The sequence below is a fragment of the Micromonospora sp. NPDC048839 genome (genome assembly GCF_040649915.1).
Classification (GTDB): Bacteria; Actinomycetota; Actinomycetes; order Mycobacteriales; family Micromonosporaceae; genus Micromonospora.
Window position 1 is genome coordinate 13,157 of sequence record NZ_JBEZGL010000008.1, and the last position, 21,968, is coordinate 35,124.

Here is a 21,968-nt window from a genome sequence, read left to right on the forward strand (position 1 = left end):
GTACCTGGGTACAGGCTTACCGTCGACGGTATGAGTGATCGCCACAGCACGACCGACGACGCCTGGGTGCCGGAGGCCTGCACTCTCCCGACGGCGGAACGGCCGCTGCGGCTCGCCGAGTTCGATCAGTTCTGCGCCGCTGCCGTGCGGGGCCTCGACCGGCTGTCGGCGCAGCATCTGCGGTTGCGGCTCGACGGTGGTGCGCGGACCGAGGAGATGGCGCGGGACCTGACGGCCCGTGAGTCGTCCTGCTGCTCGTTCTTCACATTCGGCCTCTCCCGGCCGGACCCCGACTCGCTCTCGCTGGACGTCCGGGTGCCGGCGGCCCACGTCGACGTGCTCGACGCCCTCGCCGATCGGGCCGTGTCGCTGCGGGACCAGAGGTGACCGGGTCGGTCCTGCGCAGCGGTCAACTGGCCGATGCGGCAGGAGTCAACCAGCAGACGCTGCGCTACTACGAGCGCCGGGGTCTGCTCGACTCGCCGCAGCGGTCGCCGGGCGGGCACCGGCTCTACCCGTCCGAGACGGTCACCCTGCTGCGGGTCATCAAGACCGCGCAACGCCTGGGCTTCACCCTCAACGAGGTTGCCGACCTGCTCGACGCCGGCCGGCACGGGGGCCGATCTGACACCGGCCTTCAGGCGCGGGCCAGGGAGAAGCTCATCGAGGTCGAGCAGCGGCTGACGGACCTGACGGTCATCCGTGACACCCTGCGGGACGCCATCTCGGCCGGTTGCGACGACCTGGTCGCCTGCGCCGACAGCGCCTGCTGCCCCCTGCCTCTCCGATGATCGGATGGGGAACCGTGCCCGCGTTGACCAGCGACGGCCGGAATCGGGCGCTCACCGATTGTGCGAGATCGCTTAACCTCGGCTCGTGGACGACACCCTCCGTCGCCGGCTCCGGGTCGAGCAGGCCCGAGCGCTGCTCGACAACGCCGACCCGTACCAGGCGGTGATGCTGGCCTGCGACCTGCTGGTGGCCGGTGTCGACGGCGAGGCCGTGGTGGCGCTCGCGTCGGAGTCAGCCCGGACACTGCCGGTGCATGACGCGAACCGGCGCCTGGCGGCGGTCATCGCCGAACTGGGGCTTCCGGCGCCGGAGCTGCCAACCGCGGTGGCACTGATCGCGGCCGACACCGCCGAGCGGATCCTCGACCGGAGCATCACCGCCGAGGTGGGGACACATGGTCTCTACGTGGTGGGATACGAGGGCAGCCAACTGGGCGACCTGCTTCCGGCCGTCACCGCGCTGGCCAGTCGTCTTGAGGACGACCTCCACGGACGGGCCGACGACGAGCTGCGGACCCAGCTCGCCGCGCTCGCGCGGACCGTCCTGTACCGGACGTCAGCTGAAGATCCGGCTTGAGCCCGGCAACGTCGGGGACTGCCTACCCGCGTGACCTCGCTGGTTGTGGCGTGTCGACCGCTCGGTGCCCGTTCACGAGGGGCGTCGTCGACGAGGGTGGTGGACCGACAGCGGTTTCAGGTCCTCGTGGCCCAGCCGGCGTGCGATGGCCTGGGCCTGGACGTCCGGGTCGGTACCGTCGACCGGGAAGGTCATGACATATCTGCCCGGCAGGGCATAGCGCGCCCCGCTCAGGTCGCGAGCGTAGTAGCCGATCTCGACCACGTCCGGGCGGTCCTCGGGTGCGCGGATCGCGTCGTAGCTGCGGATCAAGGCTCCGCCGTCCTGCTTCCACCCCTCACGCCAGAGGGTGGCCTGGAGGTTCTCGGCCACCGACCGCGCCGGCCACGTTCGGGTGGTCCGCTCCGTAGCCCCGGTTATCTCTTCGGCGTACGCGCGCGAGTCGAACCGGAAGTCGCTCAGCCCGACCTCCGGTCCTTCCCTCAGCACCTTGCCCATGACTACCAGGCGCCAGCAGTCCCACAACACTTCGGAGCGGACCTGACGAACGCGGACCGTCAGTCGGTCCTCGGTTGTGTCGGATCCGCCTACCGCGACATCTCGGGCTTCCGGTGTGGCGGCCAGCCCATTCGGTCCTAGCAACCACGAAGGCACGGATCCCGCTACCGGCTCCCCATGGAAGCCGTCGGGCGGATACGTCGCCGCGACGACGTCCAGGCCGTTGACGAGAATCTGCGTACGGTGCGAGAGGAACTCGGCGGGAAACAGCAGCGGCTCCAGCCTCAGGACATCGACCATCGCGCGAGTTTAATCTTGTGCATGGTCCGACGGCGCACGGAAAAGCTGGCAAACGCGGTAGGTGTAGTCACCCTTGGCTTCGGTGTGGTGCTGACGGCCATGCCACGACGCAGCGCGGCAGTCCTCGGGTTGGGTGACCGCCCCGTGCTGGCCGGAGCGGTCGGTCTGACTGATCTCGTTGTCGGTTCTGGTGTTTTGCTCGGGCGTCCTCGCTGGCCGTGGATGGCGGCACGGGCCGCCTTGAATCTCGTGCTGACCGGTTGCTACGCGGCGGAGGCCAACCGCCCGGACGGTAACCGTCGAGCCCGGTCGGGAGCGATTGCCATGGCGTCACTCACCGTCGTGGACACAGCCCTGGCCCTTGCCCTGGCGAAACAGTGTGGCGGGGAAGAGGCACGCACCGGTCCTCAGACCCCGGCTCGCCCGATGCCGTGACCCAGGCAGGTAAGGGTGGGTGAGTCAGCAGCGAGGGGCGTTGAGCGGGGCGGCACCGGCGAGCGCTTCGACGGTCGCCGTTGGCGCGACCGATTCGGACGGGGTCGGCGAAGGCGCGATGCTGGGGGACGGCGGGGCCGAGGGCGAACTACTGCGCGTGGGGGCGGCGAGGACGACCGTGCTGCGTTGGACCTGCTTCGTGACCATCCGGATGGTGGTGGCGGTCGCCTGGCGCCCGTACACGTCGGTGACCCTGATGCTGTACGGCCCGGGGCCGAGGCCGCCCTCGACGGTCCAGTAGTTGTCACTCTGGCGGGCCGCCTTGCGGAAGCCGCCGGGTCCCTTCGCCTCCACCGACCGGAGTGGGTTGCCGTGGTTGCCGACCTGCACCGCGAACCAGTACCGCGAGGCGCCGCCCTTCATCCGGAAGGTGAGGCCGCCGTCGAGCGGAGGGTTCACCACCGCCCGGTACGTCACCTGCGCGATGCCCTGCGCCCGGTCGGCGATCTTGACGAACGCCTCGTCGGAGAGGTCGATCTTGCCGGTCCCGCATCCGCCGCACTGGTCCATGACCATGACCCGGACGGTGCCCTTCGGACCGGTCACGTCCAGGTAGCTGCCGCAGGCCGCAGACCCGGAGTACGCCGACGAGCCAAGGGCCACGTACAGCCGGTCTGCCGGTGGACCCGGGAAGGAGCAGTTGCCGCCCGAGCGGCCGGCGTCGTAGAAGCTGGCCTTCGCCTTGTGGACGGTGTTCCCCGTCGGTGGGGCGGCGCAGGCCGGGGTGGCGCCGCCGCGGACGGCGAGGGTGATGCCGAGGACGGCGGCCAGAGCGGTGACTCCGGCGCCGGCCAACAAGTGTCTGACCCGCCGATTCCGCCGGGGTGTGCCGTTGGTGCCGACCGGGGTGTCGTTCTCGGGAGCCGCGTCTGGTGCCGTCACGGCGCCTGATGTTGCCGCACGGTGCTGTGGCAGCGCAAAGCCGTCCCACCGAACGTCACTCGCCGGATCGGCGGGGGCGCAATCCGTTGAGAGCGCTGGTGGCAACCAGGTCGGCGCACTCGGCGAGTCGGACCGCTTGCTGGGCCGGGCGAGGAACCGCCGGCCGATCCGACAGAGTGGCACCAGCCGCGTTGCGGCTTCCTTCTACGGTTTGGCCATGAACCGTCGACGGCCCAGCCGAACCTTCCTGCGGGTGTTCTCGGCGTTCTGTCTCGTCTTCGTGATGACGATCACGACGCTTGCCGCCTGGTCAGCCTTGGACGAGCGCCGTGGATCGGAGGTAGAGGCCGAAGTGCTGGACGTCGAGCATCGAGGGCCTCGAACTTTCGTGACGGTCCAGTTCAGTACGAGACGTGGCGAGGTCTGTGAAGCAGACTTTCGCGTGGCAGTCGGTGCTAACCGGTCCGTGACCATCGGCGAACGCATCCGCGTCCACCATGCCAAGAGCGACCCCTGCCTCAGGGTGCGTGAGGTCGGCGATCGATCCGGGTGGTTCATTCTCCTCATCGCGGTGGTACTTCTGATCGCCTTCGGCATCATGGCCTACGTCGCCTGGCGCCGGCCACGGCCTCCGCTCCCACTCCGCTACGCGGGCATACCCTGAGAAGTCGAACCAGGTCACAAGCGAGGAAGGGGGCATGAGGTGCAGCCCTCCATCTCTGACGTGCAGGAATATCTCTCACTGGAGCCACTGACGACGCGGATCCAGACCCATCAGCGCTACAGCGAGTTTCCGGAGGACGTCGAGAGGGCGGTCCAGCAGGCGGTGTCGCTGTCCGAGGACGCGGATCTGCTCGATGTCGGTTGCGGCACCGGAGCCTTCCTCCGCAATCTCGCGCAGCGGGGCCATCGTGGCCGGCTCGTGGGGCTGGACACCTCACCCGCGGCCGTACACGCGCTCCATGACGTCGCAGGCGTGTCGGCGCAACTCGGCAACGCGATGGACCTCCCGTACGACGCGGCGGCTTTCGATGTCGTCACAGCGCGCCACATGCTCTACCACGTTCCGAACGTGCGGCGAGCGTTGGCCGAGTGCCGGCGGGTGCTCAGGTCGGAGGGAGTTTTCGCAGCCGTGGTCAACCGTCCCGGCACGACACCTCGGGTGTCCGCGCTCGTCGCTGAGCTGGTCACGTCGGCGGGGATCGACATCCCGGTTGTGCCCAACTCGCGGGTCAACAGCGACAATCTGCCCGAGATGATCGCGTCGACCTTCGGCGCGGTCGCCGTACACCGATACGACAACGCCCTCGTTTTCGACCGTCCGGAGCCGGTCATCGCGTTCGCGGCGGCCCAACTGTCGTTCTATGGCGTCGAGCCCGACTCGGCACTCCGCCCGGAGTTGACGCGAGCCATCGGCGCGAAGGTGCGCGCCTGGTTCGCCTCCGAGGTGGGGCCGTGGCGTGACCCCAAGGGCTACGTGATCTGCACGGCGCGCGCCTACTGAACCCGGACGGCCACGCCAGCGGCTCCTCATCAGCGGGTGCGCTCAAGCTGGCCGCCGTGAACCGCAGGAGATGGCGTCCGACGGTCGCCGACGCGAGCGGACCATCGGGGATACTGATTCGGTGATCAGCTTGCCGCACGGCCCGTCAGGATTGTCCAAGGCCACCTGGACCGACGCCGACTTCCCGAGCATGGGTTGGCATGACTGCCGGATCCATGCGCTGAGCGTCGCCGACTGCGTGGACGACACCCTTCCGCCCGCCCGGATGCTGCTGGATCTCGACTACATCGTGCGGTGGGTGCAACCTGCGGAAGAGGACAGGCACTTCACCTTCTGGATCGCACCGGCGACGCTCGTGTTCGACGGCGCGTGGGGCATCGACGGCAGGCTCGGCCCGCTCCACGACATCATGGAGATCGCCGACCTGCACCGCCTCGAATCCCCGGACAGCAACCCGGAGCCGTTGTGGCACATCGAGGGTCAGAATTTCGACCTCCGCCTCCGAGCTTCTGGTTACACCCAGTTCCTTCGGACGCCGCCGCAGCATGTCGCCCGGCAGATGCTCACCCCCGCCGAGCGTGCCGGGATCAGCTTCGCCGAACTGTCGTTCGCCTGACCTCGGTGCCGGTGCCAGCGTCCCTGCTGAAAGTCCACTCGGCTCACGGAAGGCGGGGTGTTCTGTGGCCCGGGATGGGCCGGTTTCAGGGAAGTCGAGTGGATCAAGCGGTGGTCATGGGCGGGGGCGTAGTCCGCTCAGGGCGGTGGTGACGACGAGGTCGGCGTACTCGCTGGTGAGTGGTCCGCTGCGCTGCAGCCATCGGCTGAACAGCGGTCCCCAGATCAGGTCCACCGCCACGTCCAGGTCGATGTCCTCGGCCAGCTGCCCGGCCTGTTGGGCGCTGCGCAGGCGCTGCCGTTTGGCCTCCTTCAACGGCCCGTCCAGGCGTTCGGCGTAGGCGGACGCCAGCTCGGGGTCGAGCGCGATCTCGGTGGCCAGGGCGCGCATCGGTTGCTCGTACCGGGGATCGTTCATCTCCTCGACCGTGGCACGGAGCACCAGGGTCAGGTCGGCGGCCAGGTCGCCGGTGTCCGGCAACGTCGGCGGCCCACCCTCGGGGGCCTCGCTGAGCATGAGGAAGGCGTCGAAGATGACCGCGCCCTTGGACGGCCACCAGCGGTAGATGGTCTGTTTGCCGACGCCGGCGCGCGCGGCGATGCCCTCGATGCTGACCTTCGCGTACCCGATCTCCTGGAGCAGGTCGAAGGCCGCGGTGAGGATGGCGCGTCGGGAGGTCTCTCTCCGGCGGGCCGTGTTGGGCGTCATGGGGCACCACCATATCAGCGACGAGACGAACCGTCTCGTCTTGACGGCAGGAGCGGCGCGGCCTAATCTCCTTGCTAACGAGACGGACCGTCTCGTCTCGCTAAAGGAGATCGACATGCGTACCTGGTTCATCACCGGTGCCAGCCGCGGCCTGGGCCGCGCCTTCGCCAACGCGGCGCTCGACCGTGGGGACCGGGTGGTCGCCGCCGCTCGGACCATCGCCCGGGAGGACTTCGACGAGCGGTACGGCGACCGACTGCTGGCCCTGACCCTCGACGTGACCGACCGGGCGGCGGTCTTCGCCGCCGTGGCCGCCGCGGTCGAGCACTTCGGACGGCTCGACATCGTCGTCAACAACGCCGGGACCCTGTCGATGGGAATGGTCGAGGAGTTCACCGAGGCGCAGGCGCGAGCCCAGTTCGAGGTCAACCTCTTCGGAGCGCTGTGGGTCAGTCAGGCGGTGCTGCCGCACCTGCGCGCCCAACGGTCCGGCCACATCGTGCAGGTGTCCAGCATCGCCGCGCTCGGCGGTTTTCCGAGCACCGGCATGTACAGCGCGAGCAAATTCGCCCTGGAAGGCATGAGTGAGGCGTTGGCAATGGAGGCGGCGGCCTTCGACGTCACACTCAGCATCGTGCAGCCGGGCGGTTACTGGACCGACCTCTACACCAGTTTGAGCGCCACCACTCCGATGGAGGACTACGCGCCGCTGCGCGCCGAACTGGAACGACAGTGGGCGGAGGGATCGATCGACAGCGAGCCCCGGCTGGCCGCCGAGGCGTTGCTGCGCCTGGTCGACAGCGACAACCCGCCGTTGCGGCTCCTGCTCGGAAGCATGGTGTACGACCTGGCGTTCGACATCGCCCGCCGACGGATGGACACCTGGGCGGGCTGGGAACAGGTCAGCCGGGCCGCCGAGCACGCGGTGCCCGCCCCCGAGCACGACAACTGAGGGACTGCTCGTATCGCCACGAGCCCGGGGCGCGCCGTTCTAGGCTCCGAGATATGGCGGCGGCGTGCCCATCTCGAATTGGCGCACAGGTCCGGGCAGTGCCTTCACCCCATGATTCCCCTCACGAGGCGCAAACCTAGACGGAGAGGACACGCATGGCTGTCAAGACCAAGACTCGCCCCGGCACCACGGAGATTCGGCCGTTCTCGGTCGACATTCCCCAGGCTGACCTGGACGACCTGAAACGGCGCATCGGGGCCACCCGTTGGCCGGACAAGGAAACGGTGGACGACCAGTCGCAGGGCGTGCCACTCGCCACCATTCAGGCCGTCGCCCGCTATTGGGAGAACGAGTACGACTGGCGCAAGGTCGAAGCACGGATGAACGCCGTGCCGCAGTTCATGACCACCATCGACGGCGTCGACATCCACTTCATCCACGTACGCTCGAAGCACGAGGACGCGCTGCCGCTCATCGTCACCCACGGGTGGCCCGGATCGGTGATCGAGCAGATGAAGATCATCGAACCGCTGACCGACCCCACCGCCCACGGCGGCAGCGCGTCGGACGCCTTCCACCTGGTGATCCCGTCGTTGCCGGGCCACGGCTTCTCCGGCAAGCCGACCGAGCCGGGGTGGAACCCGCAGAAGATCGCGACCGCCTGGATCGAGCTGATGAAGCGTCTCGGCTACTCGCGGTTCGTCGCCCAGGGCGGCGACTGGGGCGCGGTCATCGTCGACCAGATGGGCCTACAGGCACCTCCGGAACTGCTCGGCATCCACACCAACATGCCCGGTGCGATCCCACCGGAGATCGACCTGTTGTTCCAGGGCGACACCACCGGCGCGAACAACGCCATGGGCTCGCTGCCGTCCGGCCTGTCCGACGACGAGATGCGTGCCGCCGAGGAGGCCAACTACGTCTGGAAGCACGTCGCGTACGCCCTCATGATGGCCACGCGACCGCAGACGCTGACCGGGTTGGCGGACTCCCCGGTCGGCCTGGCGTCCTTCCTGCTCGACCACGACGCGAAGAGCCTGGCCCTGATCGCGCAGGTCTTCGACGGGGCCAAGGCCGGTCTCACCCGCGACGACATCCTGGACAACATCTCGCTCTACTGGTTGACGAACACCGCGGTCTCCGCATCCCGGCTGTACGCGGAGAACAAGCTGTCGTTCTTCGCCGCCAAGGGCGTGACCGTCCCGGTCGCCGTGAGTGTCTTTCCCGACGAGCTGTACGAGGCGCCGCAGAGTTGGGCCGAGCAGGCGTACCCCAACCTCATCTACTTCAACAAGCTCGACAGGGGCGGGCACTTCGCGGCCTGGGAGCAGCCGAGGATCTTCTCCGAGGAGCTTCGCACCGCCTTCCGGTCGCTGCGCTAGATGGCCGTGCACCTGCCCCCGCTGAACGGGGCGGCCGAGTGGCTCAACTCCGAGCCACTCGGCCCCGCCGACCTGGACGGGCGCGTCGTCCTGGTCAACTTCTGGACGCTGACCTGCATCAACTGGCTGCGCCAGGAGCCGTACGTGCGCGCCTGGTCGCAGGCCTACCGCGACGACGGGCTGGTGGTCATCGGGGTGCACACCCCGGAGTTCGGATTCGAGCACGAGGTCGACTGGGTGCGTCGGGCGGTGGCGGCCCGATCGATCGACTACCCGGTCGCGGTCGACAACGACTATGCGATCTGGCGCGCCTTCGCCAACCAGTACTGGCCGGCGCTCTACTTCGTCGACACCGACGGGGTCATCCGCGACGAGCACTTCGGCGAGGGGCGCTACGAGCAGTCCGAGCGGGTGCTCCAGCAACTGCTCGGCATCGAGCGCGACCCCGTACCCGTCACGGGGCTCGGCCCGGAGGCGGAGGCCGACTGGGGCAATCTGCGGACGCCCGAGACGTACCTCGGTTTCAGTCGGGGCGAACACTTCGCGTCGCCCAACGGCCCGGCGCTCGACGAGCGCCGCGCCTACCAGGTGCCGGCGAGCCTCGGCCCCAACCAGTGGGCGTTGGCAGGGGAGTGGACGATCGGTTCGGAGAACGTCGTGCTCGACCGGGCCGGCGGCGGCATCGCCTTCCGGTTCCACGCCCGCGACGCGCATCTCGTGCTGGCCCCCGGGGCGGGAGCGCCGATCCCGTTCCGCGTGCTGCTCGACGGTGACGCTCCCGGCCCGGCTCACGGCGTCGACGTCGACGAGGCCGGCAACGGCGTGCTGGAGGACGGCCGCCTCCACCAGCTCGTCCGCCAGGACGGCGCGGTCCGGGAGCGGACCCTGGAGATCACGTTCGACGAGCCCGGCGCGGCGGCGTACGCCTTCACGTTCGGCTGAGGCGCAGATCGACGGTGCTCACCGTGTTGGATACCGGTGAGAAGCTCTGCACCTGAGCGCCGGGACGCAGGCGGCTGTCGGTCGCGTACCGGTCGGTGAGCGCCTTCTCCGCGGCCTCGTCGCCGCCGTCGGCCTCGAGCAGCAGGGTGGCGATCTCGTCGGCGAGCGTGAGGTCGGCGAGCGTGAGGTCGTCGGTCATCGCACCGAAGCAGTCCCACAGCAGCAACTCGTCCTTCTGCCGATGGGCCAGCTCGTGCAGGACGTAGTCGTAGATGAACCACGCGCCGCGGTCCGGCACGTCGGGGGCCACGCCGTACACCTCGGGGTCGATCGCCCCGGCCCGGTACGCCGACCACACCCGCGCTGCCGAGTCGAAGAGCCCTGCCGTCGGGTCGATGTCGTAGCCGTCGAACCGCCAGTCGCCGGCCGGGTCGAGTTCCGGGTCGGCCCAGACCCATCGTTCGCCGTTCCAGTACTCCAGCAGCACGTGATCGTGGTGCCAGCCGGGCGTGAAGTAGGAGGCGAACCCGACCCTGCTGCGGCTGGGTATGCCGTGCTGGCGAAGCACCGCCACCGCGAGCAGTGTGTGGTCCCGGCAGCAGCCGGCCACCCGGTCGACGGCCGGGCGCTCAGCGGTGAGTGGCAGGGGAAAGCGGGACTGGTCCGTGTCCAGGATGCGCTCCACCCAGCGGCAGTTCACCTCCTCCAGCCGGCTGTCGGGCAGCTCGACACCGCCCGCGCGGTAGTGGACGATCACGTTGCGGGCGGTCGCCGCCACGGAGGGGATGTCGATCGCCACGGCGTCGAGGAGCCCGCCGTGCCGACCGGGGTCGCTGTAGGGGGAGTGGCTCCGGTAGTCATCGAGGTCCATGGGACCAGTCTCCGGTCTGCCACCGTGTCAGGGTCAACGCCGCCGGATCTCGCGCCTTCTACGAGGCACGCTGCTGTGGCCGGCCGACGAAGCCTGGCCGATGTGCGACGGGCCAGAGCCGGACGACCACTACCGCGACTGCCGGCGATGGTCGGTTGGGGATGGTCAGCTGATGCGCTCACCTGAGGGTGAGCGGGACCGGTTGCCCCTGGCGTACGTCGAGGACCACCCGCTTGCCCAGCGGTTGGGCCAGATTGAGGGTCGCGGTACGCGGGTAGCCCGCAAGGGTGCACACCTCGCCGATGTTGTTCTGCTGTGCGATGACGATGACCACGACGGCGTTGGCCGACTCGACCGACTCCGCGTGGTAGTCGGCGCCACAGCGTCCGGTCGCCGGTCCGAAGGTTCCGGTGAAGTCGACGACCAACTGCGTACCGGCTCCGGTTGTGCTCGCCGATTCGATGGCGATGCCCGGCGGGGAGTTCCACGGTGGGGGTGTCGGGGTGACGGCGTCAGCGCCACCTGCGTCGGTGACGGCCTGGTCGTACCGGGCCAAGCCCTCCCGTGCCTGCTGACGCAGCTCAACGAGGCTCTCCCCGCGGGGTAGCGCAGCGTCGACCGTGGCGTTCGCGTCGGTGTCACAAGCAGCGAGCATCGCCGCCGCCGCCGCCCCGACGACCCAGCGCCATCGCACCATCGAAGACCCCTTCTCTTGGCAGAGTGACCGCCAGGATTATCAACCGTCGGCCCGGGTCGTTGCGCCCCGCTGCTCGGCCTCGGCTGCCGCGTCCGAGGCGGCGAAGATGCGCGCGTAGATCTCGTCGATGACCTCGTTCTTCGCCAGGCTGTAGTCCCGGGGCCGATGGGCGGTGTCCCGCGCGAGGCGTCGTTTCGCCACGGCGTACCGCTCCCGGTCGTGTGGGTGCGCGCGCAGCCAGTCGCGGAAGAGCCGGTGCCGGACCGGCTCCGGCGCACCCTGTGGCCAGACGTGCAGGTTGACGTCCTCGGCGGAGCTGAGCAGCATCCGGTGCCCGTGCCACCAGGGCTCCCGCAGGACGAGCCGGTAGCCGAGTTGTGCCAGGGCGGGAAGGTAGCCGGACTCCTCGGCGGTGTCCTCGATGACGAGGTCGACGTCGATGACGGGCTTGGCGGCGAGCTGCGGCACCGCCGTCGACCCGACGTGTTCCAGGCTGATGACCAGACCACCCAGCGCCTCGGTGAGCGACGACCGGACGGCGCGGAACCGCTGCGCCCAGGCCGGGTCGTACTCCTCGATGACGACGGACTCCCACGTCCGTGGCGGCTCGCCCACCAGGCCGGCGTCGACCTGTTCGGGGGTGCCGTGGAAGCGCTGCACGACGTCCTGCGGATACTCGGCCACGGCAACCTCCTACGACGCAAAGTCCGCCAGGATACGACACCTACCCTATGTAGAGTTCCGATACAGTGGTCGGATGCGGATCACCATTCCGGTCGCGAAGGTGCTCGCGGCGCTGCTCGCCGAGCCCGACGAACAGCGCTACGGGCTGGACCTGATGCGACTGACCGGCCTGCCCAGCGGCACCCTCTATCCCGTGCTGCACCGGTTGCAGGGGGCCGGCTGGCTGGCCGCCGACTGGGAGGCGATCGACCCCGTCGCGGTCGGCCGTCCGGCCCGCCGCTACTACCGCCTCACCGCCGACGGGGTGGCGCAGGCCCGCCAGACGCTCGCCGACCTGCGTGCCGCGATCCCGGACGGTCGCCGCTCGTGGGGCGGCACCGAGCCCACCGGGGCGCCGGCGTGGTGACCCGCCGGATCGCCGAGCTGTTGCTGGACCTGGCCGCGCGTCGCTGGCCGGCCGACGTCCGCGACGACCTGCGCCGCGAGTGGGCCGCCGAGCTGCACGTCCTCGCCGAGAACGGCCGCTGGACGACGATGCTCGGCTTCGCGGCGAGCCTGGCCGTCAGCCGGGCCGGTGCCTCACTCGTCGACCGCAGTCTGCTGCGCGGTCGCGTCGGCCGTACCGCGGCCGCGTTGCTGCTGTCGCCGCTCGCCTGCGTCGCGATCGTGCTCGGCAGCGGGGCCGCCATGTACCGCGCCGAGGTCTGGCTGACGGGGCCGGACTGGTTGGAGCGTGCGCAGAAACCGCTCTGGGCGGCGTTCACCGTCGGGCTGGCCGTCCTGCTGGCGGTGTTCGCCGCGCGCTGGGCCCGGCACACCGCACTCGGCGGCCCGCTGCGCATCGCGCTCGGCGTGGTCCTCCCGGTCGGTGCGACAGTCATCCTGCTCATGCACGTCATCGGCCCCGAGGACCTGGCCGCCGTACCCGGTCTGCTGCTCTGGTTGGCCGGCCTGACCCTCGCGCTCTGGGCCGCGGCGAGCCTCGCCGCCCGGGGTCGCCTCCGCGCCGCCTGGTGGGTGGGCGTCCTCGGCGCACTCGTCGCCGCGGACCTTGCGGTGATCCTCGTCGTCGTCGATGCGTACCCCACCGCGATCGGCGCGGGGCCGACGATCCACGCGCGGGAGCACGTCGACCCGATCTCCGCGCCGCTGTGGCTCTTCGCCTGCTGGACGGACTGGAACTTCGGCCTGCCCCGGCCCATCGACTGGGAGATCTTCCTGATCACCAACCGGGTGGTGATAGAGCCCATGCTCTACCTGGCCTGCACGCCGTACGCGCTCGCGTACGCCATCCGGGCGGCGCGATCGGCGCCGACCGCGCCGGTCGCCCTCGCGCCGATCCCGGTGTGAACCTCAGTCGGGTACGTCGTCCCACGTCGTACCCGGCTCCAGGTAACCGGCCAGCTGGTTCTCGCGCAGCGCGTACGCGATGACCAGCAGGGCGTGCTTGTCCAGCTCGGGCAGCCGGTCCAGCGGAAACCACCGCACGGCCAGCGACTCGTCGTCGTTGACCCGGGCGGTCCCGGCCACCAGCCGGCACAGGAACCCCAGGTTCAGGTATTCGCAGCGGTCCCCGTTCGGATACGTGTGCGGGTGTGACACGGCGCTGGACATCCGCACCGGAGCGACGTCCAGGCCCGTCTCCTCGCGTACCTCGCGGACCAGCGCGGTGGCCGGCTGCTCGCCCGGCTCGACGAAACCACTGATCACCGACCAGCGCCCGTCGTCGGCGCGCTGGCCGAGCAGCAGCTCACCGGCGTCGTTGCGGATGACGGCGCTGACGCTCGGCAGCCAGAGCAGGTCGTGACCGACGTGCTTGCGCAACCCCACGATGTAGTCCGGTGTCGCCATCCGACGATCATAGGTGTGCGCCCACAGCGGGGCTCACCTGCGCACCTTCTGGTTTTCCAGTCCCACGCGTTTCGCCGTTTCGGCCCGACGAACGCCATGCATATCTACTGTGGAGAGGGTCGGCGACTTGTGCGATCCGGTGGCGGCCTGCCGGTTCGCGGTGCACAGTGATTCCCATGAGCGACAACGAACGTGGTGGGCAGTTCTACTGGTGCACCCGGCATCACCGGGTCGAGACGGACGCCAACGTGTGTCCGGCGAAGCACGTTCTCGGCCCGTACAACTCGGCGGCCGACGCGGAGAACGCCCTGCAGCGAGTGCAGGAGCGCAACGAGGCGTGGGATGCCGAGGACGCTCGTTGGGCCGGGGAGGACAAGTAGACGGCGCGGGACGTCCCGCGCCGAGGTATTTCGTGCTCCGCGAGGACGCACGCGAGAGCACGTCCCCAAGGAGGGAACCACGATGGCCGAAGCACAGCAGGCCACCACCCGCCCGACCGTCCGACGCACCACCGCGAAGAAGACCGCCGCGGCCGAGCGGAACACGGCGGCGAGCCGGACCACCCCCGTGCGCAAGTCCACCGCGGGTGCGGCGGCGGCGAAGGCTCCGGCCCGGAAGGCCGCCGGCGGCGCGGGGCGCGCCCCGGCGAAGAAGACCACCACGGCGGCGAAGAAGGCCCCGGCGAAGAAGGCCACGACCAAGGCCACGAGTACGGCGGCGAAGAAGGCCCCCGCGAAGAAGACCACCACCCGCGCGACAACCGTCGCGGCGAAGCGGGCACCGGCGTCAACGAAGCGGGCACCGGCGTCAACGAAGCGGGCTCCGGCGTCGGCGACGCGCAAGACCACCGCCGCCGCCAACAAGACCACGGGCACGGCGAGGAAGACCACGGGCACGGCGAGGAAGACGACAAGCGCCGCGAAGAAGACGACAAGCGCCGCGAAGAAGACCACCGCCTCGGCGGCGAAGAAGACCACCGCCGCGGCCAAGGCGCCGGCGCGGAAGACCGCGACCAAGGCCTCCGCCGTGAAGAAGACAGCGGCGAAGAGGACGGCGGCGGCGAAGACGACCGCCAAGAAGGCGCCGGCGAAGAAGACCGCGTCGACCGGTCCCAGCGGCGGCGCCCGCAAGGCCCCGGCGAAGAAGGCCCCGGCCGCGAAGGCGACGGGCACGTCGTCGGCCACCGCCCGCAAGGCGGCGGCGAAGAAGGCCCCGGCGAAGAAGACCGTCGCGGCCAAGGCCCCGGCCCGCAAGGTGACCGCCCGCAAGTCACCGGCCCTCCCTGCCGCCGCCCGCGCCACCGCCCCCCGGAGTACGCGCAGCACCGCCCGGAAGGCAACCGGCTGAGCACCTGTTGCCCCGGCTCGCCGGGGACAGATCTCGGCCGGTCACGGGAAGCGGATCACCGGCGGCGCTGTCAGGATTGACCCGTGGTCATTCGACGCGTACTCGCGCCCCGCATCGACTTCGGCGCGCTGCGCCGCGAACTCGGCCTGTCGGAGGAGTTCCCGGCCGACGCCCAACGGGAGGCCGACGAGGCGGCCGGAGCGCCGCCTCGGCCGCCCGTCGACCGCACCGACATACCGTTCGTCACGGTCGACCCGGCCACCTCCCGCGACCTGGACCAGGCGATGCACCTCGCCCGGCGGACGGGTGGCGGCTACCGGGTGCGGTACGCGATCGCCGACGTCGCCGCCCACGTCCCGCCGGGCGGCGCGCTGGAGGCGGAGACGTGGCGGCGCGGGCAGACCATCTACCTGCCCGACGGGAACGTGCCGCTGCACCCCCGCACGCTCAGCGAGGGCGCGGCCAGCCTCCTTCCCGACGACGACCGGGCCGCGGTGGTCTGGACCATCGACCTGGACGCCGACGGCGGCACCGTGGCCGTCGAGCTGGAACGTGCCCTGGTCCGCAGCCGGGCCAAACTCGACTACACCGGGGTGCAGGCGGCGGCCGACGCCGGGCGGCTGCCCGAGCCGATCGCACTGCTGCCCGAGATCGGCGACCGGCTGACGGCCCGAGGGCTGCGCCGGGGCGCCATCAACCTGCCGCTGCCCGAGCAGGATCTGGAACCCGACGGCGACGGCTGGCGGCTGGTGCTGCGTCCGACGGTGCCGATGGAGGAGCACAACGCGCAGATCTCCCTGCTGACCGGGATGGCCGCCGCCGACATCATGCTGGCCGGCCGGGTCGGGTTGCTGCGGACGATGCCGGCGCCGAAACCGGAGGCCGTGCAGCGGCTGCGGGCCGCCGCCGCACCGCTGGGCGTGCACTGGCCGGACGGCGTCGCCCCGGGTCAGGTGATCGCCGGTCTGGACGCCTCCCAACCGCGCGCCGCCGCATTCATCGACCAGGCGGCCGAGCTGATGCGTGGGGCCGCGTACACCGCCTTCGACGGGGAGCTGCCGGAGCACCCGGAACATGGTGGCGTGGCAGCCACGTACGCCCACGTCACGGCGCCGCTGCGGCGTCTGGCCGACCGGTACGCCACCGAGGTCTGCCTGGCCCTGCACGCGGGCCTTCCGGTGCCCGACTGGGCCCGCGCCGCGCTGCCCCGGCTGCCCGAGGTGATGGCCAGCACCGACCGGGTCGCCTCGGCGGCAGCCCGGGGAGCCGTCGAGTTGGCCGAGGCAGCGGTGCTGGAGCACCGGGTGGGTGAGACCTTCGACGCGGCCGTGCTCGACGTGGACGCCCCGCCCAACGGCAAGTCCCGCCCGCGACCACCGGGCGGCACCGTCGCGCTGGACGCCCCACCGGTGCGCGCCCGCTGCCTCGGCCAGCTGCCGCTCGGCGAACGGGTCCGGGTCCGACTGGTCACCGCCGACCCGACGGCCCGTACGGTGATGTTCGAGCTGGCCTGACCCATGCTGGTGCGGCGCGGCGGCCCGGCTCAGCGGGGATCGTCACAGTGCTCCGCGCTGCTGCCGGCTCGGCCGGTTTGCGAGGATGAACCCATGGCATACGACGCGAGCACGCTGCCCGACGTGTCCGGGCTGACGGTCGGCATCATCGGCGGGACCGGCGACCAGGGGCGAGGGCTCGCCTACCGGTTCGCGCGCGCCGGGCAGACGGTGCTGATCGGCTCCCGCAACGCTGAGCGGGCCGCGGAGTCCGCAGCCGAGATCGCCGCCCTGCCCGGTGTGGCGGCCACCGGCAGTGTCACGGGCGCGGCCAACGACGAGGTGGCCCGACGCAGCGACGTGGTGATCATCGCGGTGCCGTGGGATGGGCACGCCGCCACCGTCGCCGCCCTCGCCGAGCCACTCGCCGGCCGGATCGTCGTCGACTGCGTCAACCCGCTCGGCTTCGACAAGCAGGGTCCGTACGCGCTGACCGTCGCCGAGGGCAGCGCCGTGCAGCAGGCCGCCGCGTTGCTGCCCGACTCCCGGGTCTGCGCGGCGTTCAACCACGTCAGTGCCCCGCTGCTGGCCGACCCGGAGATCGACCGGATCGATTTGGACGTGCTGATCTGCACCGAGGACCGCGAGTTGGTCGACGTGGTCGGCGCGCTCGCCGCCCGGATCCCGGGGATGCGCGGCATCTACGCCGGCCGCTTGCGTAACGCCCACCAGATCGAGGCGTTCACCGCCAACCTGATCGCGATCAACAAGCGCTACAAGGCACACGCCGGCATCCGCGTCACCGACCTCTGATCGGCTTCAGCGCGGCGTGATCCACTCGGCTTCCGGGAAGTCGGGGTGTCCCTCGCACTGGGACACCCCGACTTCAAGAACACCGAGTGGATCACGCCGCGCCGGTCGCGCCGCGCGTGACCGGCCGACGGGCCGGACTAGAAGGTGTGTCCGGCCGTCGGGAACTCGCCGCCGCGGACCTCGTCGGCGAAACGCCGGGTGGCGTCGGTGAGGGCGCCGGCCAGGTCCGCGTAGCGCTTCACGAAGCGTGGCGCCTTTCCGGTACGCAGCCCGGCCATGTCCTGCCAGACCAGCACCTGCGCGTCGGTGTCCGGGCCGGCGCCGATGCCGACCGTGGGGATGGGCAGCTCGTGGGTGATCCGCTTGGCCACCTCACCGGGCACCATCTCCAGCACCACCGCGAACGCGCCCGCCTCCGCCACCGCCCGCGCGTCGGCGAGCACCTCGTCCGCCGTGTCGCCCCGACCCTGCACCCGGTAACCGCCCAGCGTGTGCTCGCTCTGCGGAGTGAAGCCGATGTGCGCCATCACCGGAATGCCCGCGCCGACGATCGCGGCGATCTGCTCGGCGCAGCGGCGGCCACCCTCCAGCTTCACCGCGTGGCAGCCGCCCTCCTTCATGAACCGGACGGCGGTGCGCAGCGCCTGCGTCGGCCCCTCCTCGTAGGAGCCGAACGGCAGGTCACCGACGACCAGTGCCTGCCGGGTCGAGCGCACCACGGCCCGTACCAGCGGAAGCAGGTCGTCGGCGGTGATCGGCAGCGTGGTCTCGTAGCCGAACACGTTGTTCGCGGCCGAGTCGCCGACCAGCAGCACCGGCACGCCGGCCTGGTCGAAGATCCCCGCGGTGTACTGGTCGTACGAGGTCAGCATCGGCCACCGTTCGCCGCGCTCCTTGGCGGCGAGCAGGTCACGGGTGCGGACCCGACGGGTGACCGGTCCGCCGTACAGCGCGGTCACCTCGCTCGGAGTGGACTCCACCATCTCTGTCTCCCTTCCTCGAGGCCGCCTGCGCGGTCCCCGGGTTCTGTCGCGATCGTCGCACCGCGAGCCGGGACGACGGCAGAGTCCAGTGCGAGATATCACTGCACCGCGCAGGTCCGCGCCGCGCGGCCCCCGCGAGGCAGTGCCGGGCCGGCCGCACCGACCCGGCACCGGCGAGGAGTACGACTCAGCCGTGCTCGCGCCACCGGTTGGTGATCGGCAGGCGGCGGTCCCGGCCGAACGCCTTCATGGAGATCTTCGTGCCCGGCGCCGACTGGCGTCGCTTGTACTCGGCGGTATCCACCAGCCGCAGCACCTTGTCGACCACCGCGGGGTCGTGGCCCGACTCGACCAGCCCGTCGCGGCCCAGGTCACCGTCGACGTACCCGATCAGGATCGGGTCCAGGACGTCGTAGTCGGGCAGGCTGTCGCTGTCCAGTTGGCCCGGGCTCAGCTCGGCGCTCGGTGGCTTGCCGATGGAGTTCTCCGGAATCGGGGCGGTCGTACCGCGCCGATCCGCGTCCCGGTTGCGCCACTTCGCGAGCCGCCAGATCAGCGTCTTCCAGACGTCCTTGACCGGGTTGAAGCCGCCCACCGAGTCGCCGTACAGGGTGGAGTAGCCGACCGCCAGCTCACTCTTGTTGCCGGTGGTCAGCACCAGGTGGCCCTCCTGGTTCGACAGGGCCATCAGGATCACGCCACGGACCCGGGCCTGGAGGTTCTCCACGGCCACCCCGGACAACGACAGGTTGGCCAGGAAACCGTCCACCATCGGCTGGATCGGCTCGACGCGGTAGTCCAGGCCGGTGCGCTTGGCCAGGTCGGCGGCGTCCTCCCGGGAGTGCTCCGAGGAGTGCTGGCTGGGCAGCGAGACACCGACCACCCGGTCCGGCCCGAGCGCGTCGACGGCCAGCGCGGCCACCACCGCCGAGTCGATGCCGCCGGAGAGCCCGAGGACCACCGACGGGAACCGGTTCTTGTTCACGTAGTCACGCAGGCCGAGCACGAGCGCCTGCCACACCTCGGCCTCGTCGGCCACCGGCTCGATCAGCCCGCCGGTGGCGGCCGGGCCGGACGGCGTGGGCGGAATGCCGTCCAGCGTGCGGTGCGCGACCCGCATCCCGTCGGCGATGGTCTCCGTGGTCGGCGAGGAGGCGGCGGCCGGCAGCTCGACGTCGTGCACGAGCAGGTGCTCGACGAACTGCGGGGCGCGGGTGAGCAGCTCACCGTCGGCGGTCACGATCATCGAGTCGCCCTCGAAGACCAGCTCGTCCTGCCCGCCGATCATGTTGACGTACGCGATGGCGGCGCCCGCCTCGGCAGCCCGGCGGCGGACCAGCGGCAGCCGGATGTCGTCCTTGTTCAGCTCGTACGGCGAGCCGTTGATGTTGACCACCAGGCCGACGCCGGCCTGCCGGGCGGCGGCGAACGGCCCGCCGGACTGCCACAGGTCCTCACAGATGGTCAGCGCGACGTCCACGCCGCCGATGCGCACCACGGTCAGGGTGTCGCCGGAGACGAAGTAGCGGTCCTCGTCGAACACCCCGTAGTTGGGCAGGTGGTGCTTGAAGTAGCGGGCGGCGACGGTGCCTCGGTGCAGCAGCGCGGCGGCGTTGCGGGCGCCCCGGCCCGGCTCGGCGTCCCCGCTGACCTGCGGCGGCCCGTCGGCGTCCAGGTAGCCGACCACGACCGGCAGTTCCCCGAGGCCGTCGGCGGCGAGGTCGGCGGCGAGCCGTTCGACGGCGGCCTGGGACGCGGCGACGAAGGAGCGCCGGAAGACCAGGTCCTCGACCGGGTAGCCGGTCAACATCATCTCCGGGAAGAGCACCAACTGGGCACCGGCATCGGCGGCCTGGCGTGTCCAGCTGCGGACCAGGTCGGCGTTTCCGGCGAGGTCGCCGACGCTCGGATTGACCTGGGACAGGGCGAGACGCAGGGTGGGCATGTCCTCATCTTGCCCCAGGCTTGTCGCGACAATCCCCACCCTCCGGCGAGATGGCCGCCACGCTGCCGGGCGCAGACCCGCCGAGCTGCGGCGGGTCGGCCCGTCGGCGGTGGAGCACACGCCCGCCGAGCGGGAGGCGAGGGGACGGCGGGCGGCAGTTCGCGTAACGTCTGCGTAACCAGGCCCGGGGAGACTGGGCGATCAGGTCGGGTGCAGCCCGACCAAGGCGGACAAAAAGAGCGTCGCGAGGGGTTGGGGAAGTGGACCGTCAGCAGGAGTTCGTCCTCCGTACGCTGGAAGAGCGGGACATCCGGTTCGTCCGGCTGTGGTTCACGGACGTGCTGGGCACGCTCAAGAGCGTTTCGGTGGCGCCGGCCGAGTTGGAGGCGGCCTTCGAAGAGGGCATCGGCTTCGACGGCTCGGCCATCGAGGGTTTCGCCCGGGTCTTCGAATCGGACATGGTGGCCATGCCCGACCCGACGACCTTCCAGGTGTTCCCGTTCGAGGGCGGGGTCAGCGGCGAGAGCGCCCGGATGTTCTGCGACATCCTGCTGCCCGACGGCGGTCCGTCCTGGGCCGACCCCCGGCACGTGCTGCGCCGCGCGCTGTCCAAGGCCGCCGAGAAGGGCTTCACCTTCTACACCCACCCCGAGATCGAGTTCTTCCTGCTGGAGAACGGCCCCCAGGACGGCTCGGTGCCGACCCCGGTGGACACCGGCGGCTACTTCGAGCACACCACCCACGCCGTGGCGCGCGACTTCCGCCGCCAGGGCGTGCTGGCGCTGGAACGGATCGGCATCTCGGTGGAGTTCAGCCACCACGAGGTCGCCCCCGGCCAGCAGGAGATCGACCTGCGCTACGCCGACGCGCTCACCACCGCCGACAACATCATGACCTTCCGGCACGTGGTCAAGGAGGTGGCGCTCTCCACGGGTGTGCAGGCCAGCTTCATGCCGAAGCCGTTCACCGACCAGCCGGGCAGTGGGATGCACACCCACCTGTCGCTGTTCGAGGGAGAGCGCAACGCGTTCCACGACAGCGGCGACCCGATGAAGCTGTCCAAGGTGGCGAAGTCGTTCATCGCCGGCCTCCTGGTGCACGCCCGGGAATACACGGCGGTCACCAACCAGTGGGTCAACTCGTACAAGCGGCTCTTCCCGCAGGCCCTGCCGGACCGGATCACCGAGAGCCCGGCGTACGTCTGCTGGGGTCACCTCAACCGGTCCGCGCTGGTCCGGGTTCCCGCGTACGGCAAGCCCAACTCGGCCCGGGTCGAGGTCCGCTCGTTGGACTCGGCCGCCAACCCCTACCTGGCCTTCGCGGTGCTGCTCGGCGCCGGCCTGAAGGGCATCGAGGAGGGGTACGAGCTGCCGCCGGGCGCCGAGGACGACGTCTGGTCGCTGACCAGCGCCGAGCGGCGTGCCATGGGATACGAGGCGCTGCCGGAGAACCTCGCCGAGGCGATCGACGTGATGGCCGGGTCCGAGCTGGTCGCCGAGGTGCTCGGCGAGCACGTCTTCGACTTCTTCCTGCGCAACAAGCGGGCCGAGTGGGAGCAGTACCGCCGCGAGGTCACCCCGTACGAGCGGCAGCGCTACCTGGCGCTCTGATCGCCGGGGGCTGACGCGGTTGCGTAC

The 21,968-nt window shown here is 70.6% G+C and carries 25 protein-coding genes; 16 read left to right on the forward strand and 9 right to left on the reverse strand.

All coding sequences use genetic code 11. The features are described from left to right. Positions 1-30 precede the first annotated feature (30 nt). From AB0C25_RS16870 to AB0C25_RS16880, 3 genes are all read left to right on the forward strand, one after another. Entirely contained in the window at positions 31-387 is a 357-nt protein-coding gene (locus AB0C25_RS16870; RefSeq protein ID WP_357374027.1) for a hypothetical protein, read from the forward strand. Further along, positions 384-791, forward strand: coding sequence for a MerR family transcriptional regulator (locus AB0C25_RS16875; protein WP_357374028.1), 408 nt, complete (start codon positions 384-386; stop codon positions 789-791). The genes AB0C25_RS16870 and AB0C25_RS16875 overlap by 4 nt, the downstream gene beginning before the upstream one ends. 85 nt (positions 792-876) lie before the next feature. Continuing rightward, complete coding sequence (locus AB0C25_RS16880; RefSeq protein ID WP_357374030.1) at positions 877-1,368, forward strand: hypothetical protein; 492 nt, start codon at positions 877-879, stop codon at positions 1,366-1,368. Positions 1,369-1,440: 72 nt separating this feature from the next. Here the strand turns inward: AB0C25_RS16880 and AB0C25_RS16885 are convergent, their stop codons facing one another. After that, entirely contained in the window at positions 1,441-2,166 is a 726-nt protein-coding gene (locus AB0C25_RS16885; protein ID WP_357374032.1) for a hypothetical protein, read from the reverse strand. Positions 2,167-2,625: 459 nt separating this feature from the next. Beyond that, positions 2,626-3,543 carry an expansin EXLX1 family cellulose-binding protein gene (locus AB0C25_RS16890; protein ID WP_357374034.1) on the reverse strand — a complete coding sequence of 306 codons (918 nt, stop codon included), beginning with the start codon at positions 3,541-3,543 and terminating at the stop codon, positions 2,626-2,628. A 217-nt stretch (positions 3,544-3,760) separates the two neighbouring features. Between AB0C25_RS16890 and AB0C25_RS16895 the strand changes: the two genes are divergently transcribed. From AB0C25_RS16895 to AB0C25_RS16905, 3 genes are all read left to right on the forward strand, one after another. After that, a complete protein-coding gene (locus tag AB0C25_RS16895; RefSeq protein WP_357374036.1) occupies positions 3,761-4,207 on the forward strand; it encodes a DUF3592 domain-containing protein in 447 nt (148 codons plus the stop codon). Between the two features lie 60 nt (positions 4,208-4,267). Then, the gene (locus AB0C25_RS16900; protein WP_357374038.1) at positions 4,268-5,047 is read left to right on the forward strand and encodes a class I SAM-dependent methyltransferase; all 780 of its coding nucleotides are present in this window, start codon (positions 4,268-4,270) and stop codon (positions 5,045-5,047) included. Positions 5,048-5,168: 121 nt separating this feature from the next. Beyond that, positions 5,169-5,663 (forward strand): hypothetical protein, encoded by a 495-nt coding sequence (locus AB0C25_RS16905; RefSeq protein WP_357374040.1) that lies wholly within the window; start codon positions 5,169-5,171, stop codon positions 5,661-5,663. Positions 5,664-5,777: 114 nt separating this feature from the next. On the opposite strand, the gene AB0C25_RS16910 is transcribed toward AB0C25_RS16905, so the two are convergent. Then, the gene (locus tag AB0C25_RS16910; RefSeq protein ID WP_357374042.1) at positions 5,778-6,371 is read right to left on the reverse strand and encodes a TetR/AcrR family transcriptional regulator; all 594 of its coding nucleotides are present in this window, start codon (positions 6,369-6,371) and stop codon (positions 5,778-5,780) included. Positions 6,372-6,486: 115 nt separating this feature from the next. Between AB0C25_RS16910 and AB0C25_RS16915 the strand changes: the two genes are divergently transcribed. The 3 genes from AB0C25_RS16915 (at position 6,487) to AB0C25_RS16925 (ending at position 9,647) form a co-directional block, all read left to right on the forward strand. Continuing rightward, positions 6,487-7,323 (forward strand): SDR family oxidoreductase, encoded by an 837-nt coding sequence (locus AB0C25_RS16915; RefSeq protein WP_357374044.1) that lies wholly within the window; start codon positions 6,487-6,489, stop codon positions 7,321-7,323. 155 nt (positions 7,324-7,478) lie between these two features. Next, positions 7,479-8,705, forward strand: coding sequence for an epoxide hydrolase family protein (locus tag AB0C25_RS16920; protein ID WP_357374046.1), 1,227 nt, complete (start codon positions 7,479-7,481; stop codon positions 8,703-8,705). Next, positions 8,706-9,647: a redoxin family protein gene (locus AB0C25_RS16925; protein WP_357374048.1), complete on the forward strand. Its 942-nt coding sequence runs from the start codon at positions 8,706-8,708 to the stop codon at positions 9,645-9,647. Here the strand turns inward: AB0C25_RS16925 and AB0C25_RS16930 are convergent. From AB0C25_RS16930 to AB0C25_RS16940, 3 genes are all read right to left on the reverse strand, one after another. After that, the gene (locus AB0C25_RS16930) at positions 9,634-10,518 is read right to left on the reverse strand and encodes a transglutaminase domain-containing protein (protein ID WP_357374050.1); all 885 of its coding nucleotides are present in this window, start codon (positions 10,516-10,518) and stop codon (positions 9,634-9,636) included. The two genes, AB0C25_RS16925 and AB0C25_RS16930, sit on opposite strands and share 14 nt — an antisense overlap. Before the next feature lie 178 nt (positions 10,519-10,696). Further along, positions 10,697-11,215 (reverse strand): hypothetical protein, encoded by a 519-nt coding sequence (locus tag AB0C25_RS16935; protein ID WP_357374052.1) that lies wholly within the window; start codon positions 11,213-11,215, stop codon positions 10,697-10,699. 39 nt (positions 11,216-11,254) lie between these two features. Further along, positions 11,255-11,899 carry a GrpB family protein gene (locus AB0C25_RS16940; RefSeq protein ID WP_357374054.1) on the reverse strand — a complete coding sequence of 215 codons (645 nt, stop codon included), beginning with the start codon at positions 11,897-11,899 and terminating at the stop codon, positions 11,255-11,257. A gap of 73 nt (positions 11,900-11,972) precedes the next feature. On the opposite strand from AB0C25_RS16940, the gene AB0C25_RS16945 reads away from it, so the two are divergent. Next, on the forward strand, positions 11,973-12,305 hold the full coding sequence (locus tag AB0C25_RS16945) for a helix-turn-helix transcriptional regulator (RefSeq protein WP_357374056.1): 333 nt from the start codon (positions 11,973-11,975) through the stop codon (positions 12,303-12,305). After that, the gene (locus tag AB0C25_RS16950; protein WP_357374058.1) at positions 12,266-13,249 is read left to right on the forward strand and encodes a hypothetical protein; all 984 of its coding nucleotides are present in this window, start codon (positions 12,266-12,268) and stop codon (positions 13,247-13,249) included. The genes AB0C25_RS16945 and AB0C25_RS16950 overlap by 40 nt, the downstream gene beginning before the upstream one ends. Before the next feature lie 3 nt (positions 13,250-13,252). Here the strand turns inward: AB0C25_RS16950 and AB0C25_RS16955 are convergent, their stop codons facing one another. After that, a complete protein-coding gene (locus tag AB0C25_RS16955) occupies positions 13,253-13,750 on the reverse strand; it encodes an NUDIX domain-containing protein (RefSeq protein WP_357244992.1) in 498 nt (165 codons plus the stop codon). 176 nt (positions 13,751-13,926) lie between these two features. Here AB0C25_RS16955 and AB0C25_RS16960 point away from each other — a divergent pair, with 176 nt between their 5' ends. From AB0C25_RS16960 to npdG, 4 genes are all read left to right on the forward strand, one after another. Next, positions 13,927-14,130, forward strand: a complete 204-nt coding sequence (locus AB0C25_RS16960) for a hypothetical protein (RefSeq protein WP_357374060.1) — start codon at positions 13,927-13,929, stop codon at positions 14,128-14,130. An 82-nt stretch (positions 14,131-14,212) separates the two neighbouring features. Beyond that, positions 14,213-15,097 carry a histone gene (locus AB0C25_RS16965; protein WP_357374062.1) on the forward strand — a complete coding sequence of 295 codons (885 nt, stop codon included), beginning with the start codon at positions 14,213-14,215 and terminating at the stop codon, positions 15,095-15,097. 83 nt (positions 15,098-15,180) lie between these two features. Continuing rightward, the gene (locus tag AB0C25_RS16970; protein ID WP_357374064.1) at positions 15,181-16,611 is read left to right on the forward strand and encodes an RNB domain-containing ribonuclease; all 1,431 of its coding nucleotides are present in this window, start codon (positions 15,181-15,183) and stop codon (positions 16,609-16,611) included. A 93-nt stretch (positions 16,612-16,704) separates the two neighbouring features. Continuing rightward, entirely contained in the window at positions 16,705-17,403 is a 699-nt protein-coding gene (npdG, locus tag AB0C25_RS16975) for an NADPH-dependent F420 reductase (RefSeq protein ID WP_357245001.1), read from the forward strand. A gap of 137 nt (positions 17,404-17,540) precedes the next feature. Here the strand turns inward: npdG and panB are convergent, their stop codons facing one another. Together panB and AB0C25_RS16985 are read right to left on the reverse strand one after the other, a co-directional pair. After that, positions 17,541-18,386: a 3-methyl-2-oxobutanoate hydroxymethyltransferase gene (gene panB / locus AB0C25_RS16980; protein ID WP_357374066.1), complete on the reverse strand. Its 846-nt coding sequence runs from the start codon at positions 18,384-18,386 to the stop codon at positions 17,541-17,543. Between the two features lie 187 nt (positions 18,387-18,573). Further along, a complete protein-coding gene (locus AB0C25_RS16985; RefSeq protein ID WP_357374068.1) occupies positions 18,574-20,331 on the reverse strand; it encodes an NAD+ synthase in 1,758 nt (585 codons plus the stop codon). Between the two features lie 260 nt (positions 20,332-20,591). Here AB0C25_RS16985 and glnA point away from each other — a divergent pair, with 260 nt between their 5' ends. Next, positions 20,592-21,941 (forward strand): type I glutamate--ammonia ligase, encoded by a 1,350-nt coding sequence (gene glnA, locus AB0C25_RS16990; protein WP_354974466.1) that lies wholly within the window; start codon positions 20,592-20,594, stop codon positions 21,939-21,941. The last annotated feature ends 27 nt before the right edge of the window (positions 21,942-21,968 follow it).

Coding starts and splice junctions, on each gene's coding strand:
- AB0C25_RS16960 (WP_357374060.1), top strand. CDS start 13,927: ATGAGCGACAACGAACGTGGTGGGCAGTTCTACTGGTGCACCCGGCAT.
- AB0C25_RS16925 (WP_357374048.1), top strand. CDS start 8,706: ATGGCCGTGCACCTGCCCCCGCTGAACGGGGCGGCCGAGTGGCTCAAC.
- AB0C25_RS16910 (WP_357374042.1), bottom strand. CDS start 6,371: ATGACGCCCAACACGGCCCGCCGGAGAGAGACCTCCCGACGCGCCATC.
- panB (WP_357374066.1), bottom strand. CDS start 18,386: ATGGTGGAGTCCACTCCGAGCGAGGTGACCGCGCTGTACGGCGGACCG.
- AB0C25_RS16915 (WP_357374044.1), top strand. CDS start 6,487: ATGCGTACCTGGTTCATCACCGGTGCCAGCCGCGGCCTGGGCCGCGCC.
- npdG (WP_357245001.1), top strand. CDS start 16,705: ATGGCATACGACGCGAGCACGCTGCCCGACGTGTCCGGGCTGACGGTC.
- AB0C25_RS16885 (WP_357374032.1), bottom strand. CDS start 2,166: ATGGTCGATGTCCTGAGGCTGGAGCCGCTGCTGTTTCCCGCCGAGTTC.
- AB0C25_RS16870 (WP_357374027.1), top strand. CDS start 31: ATGAGTGATCGCCACAGCACGACCGACGACGCCTGGGTGCCGGAGGCC.
- AB0C25_RS16920 (WP_357374046.1), top strand. CDS start 7,479: ATGGCTGTCAAGACCAAGACTCGCCCCGGCACCACGGAGATTCGGCCG.
- AB0C25_RS16955 (WP_357244992.1), bottom strand. CDS start 13,750: ATGGCGACACCGGACTACATCGTGGGGTTGCGCAAGCACGTCGGTCAC.
- AB0C25_RS16935 (WP_357374052.1), bottom strand. CDS start 11,215: ATGGTGCGATGGCGCTGGGTCGTCGGGGCGGCGGCGGCGGCGATGCTC.
- AB0C25_RS16945 (WP_357374056.1), top strand. CDS start 11,973: ATGCGGATCACCATTCCGGTCGCGAAGGTGCTCGCGGCGCTGCTCGCC.
- AB0C25_RS16895 (WP_357374036.1), top strand. CDS start 3,761: ATGAACCGTCGACGGCCCAGCCGAACCTTCCTGCGGGTGTTCTCGGCG.
- AB0C25_RS16965 (WP_357374062.1), top strand. CDS start 14,213: ATGGCCGAAGCACAGCAGGCCACCACCCGCCCGACCGTCCGACGCACC.
- AB0C25_RS16930 (WP_357374050.1), bottom strand. CDS start 10,518: ATGGACCTCGATGACTACCGGAGCCACTCCCCCTACAGCGACCCCGGT.
- AB0C25_RS16985 (WP_357374068.1), bottom strand. CDS start 20,331: ATGCCCACCCTGCGTCTCGCCCTGTCCCAGGTCAATCCGAGCGTCGGC.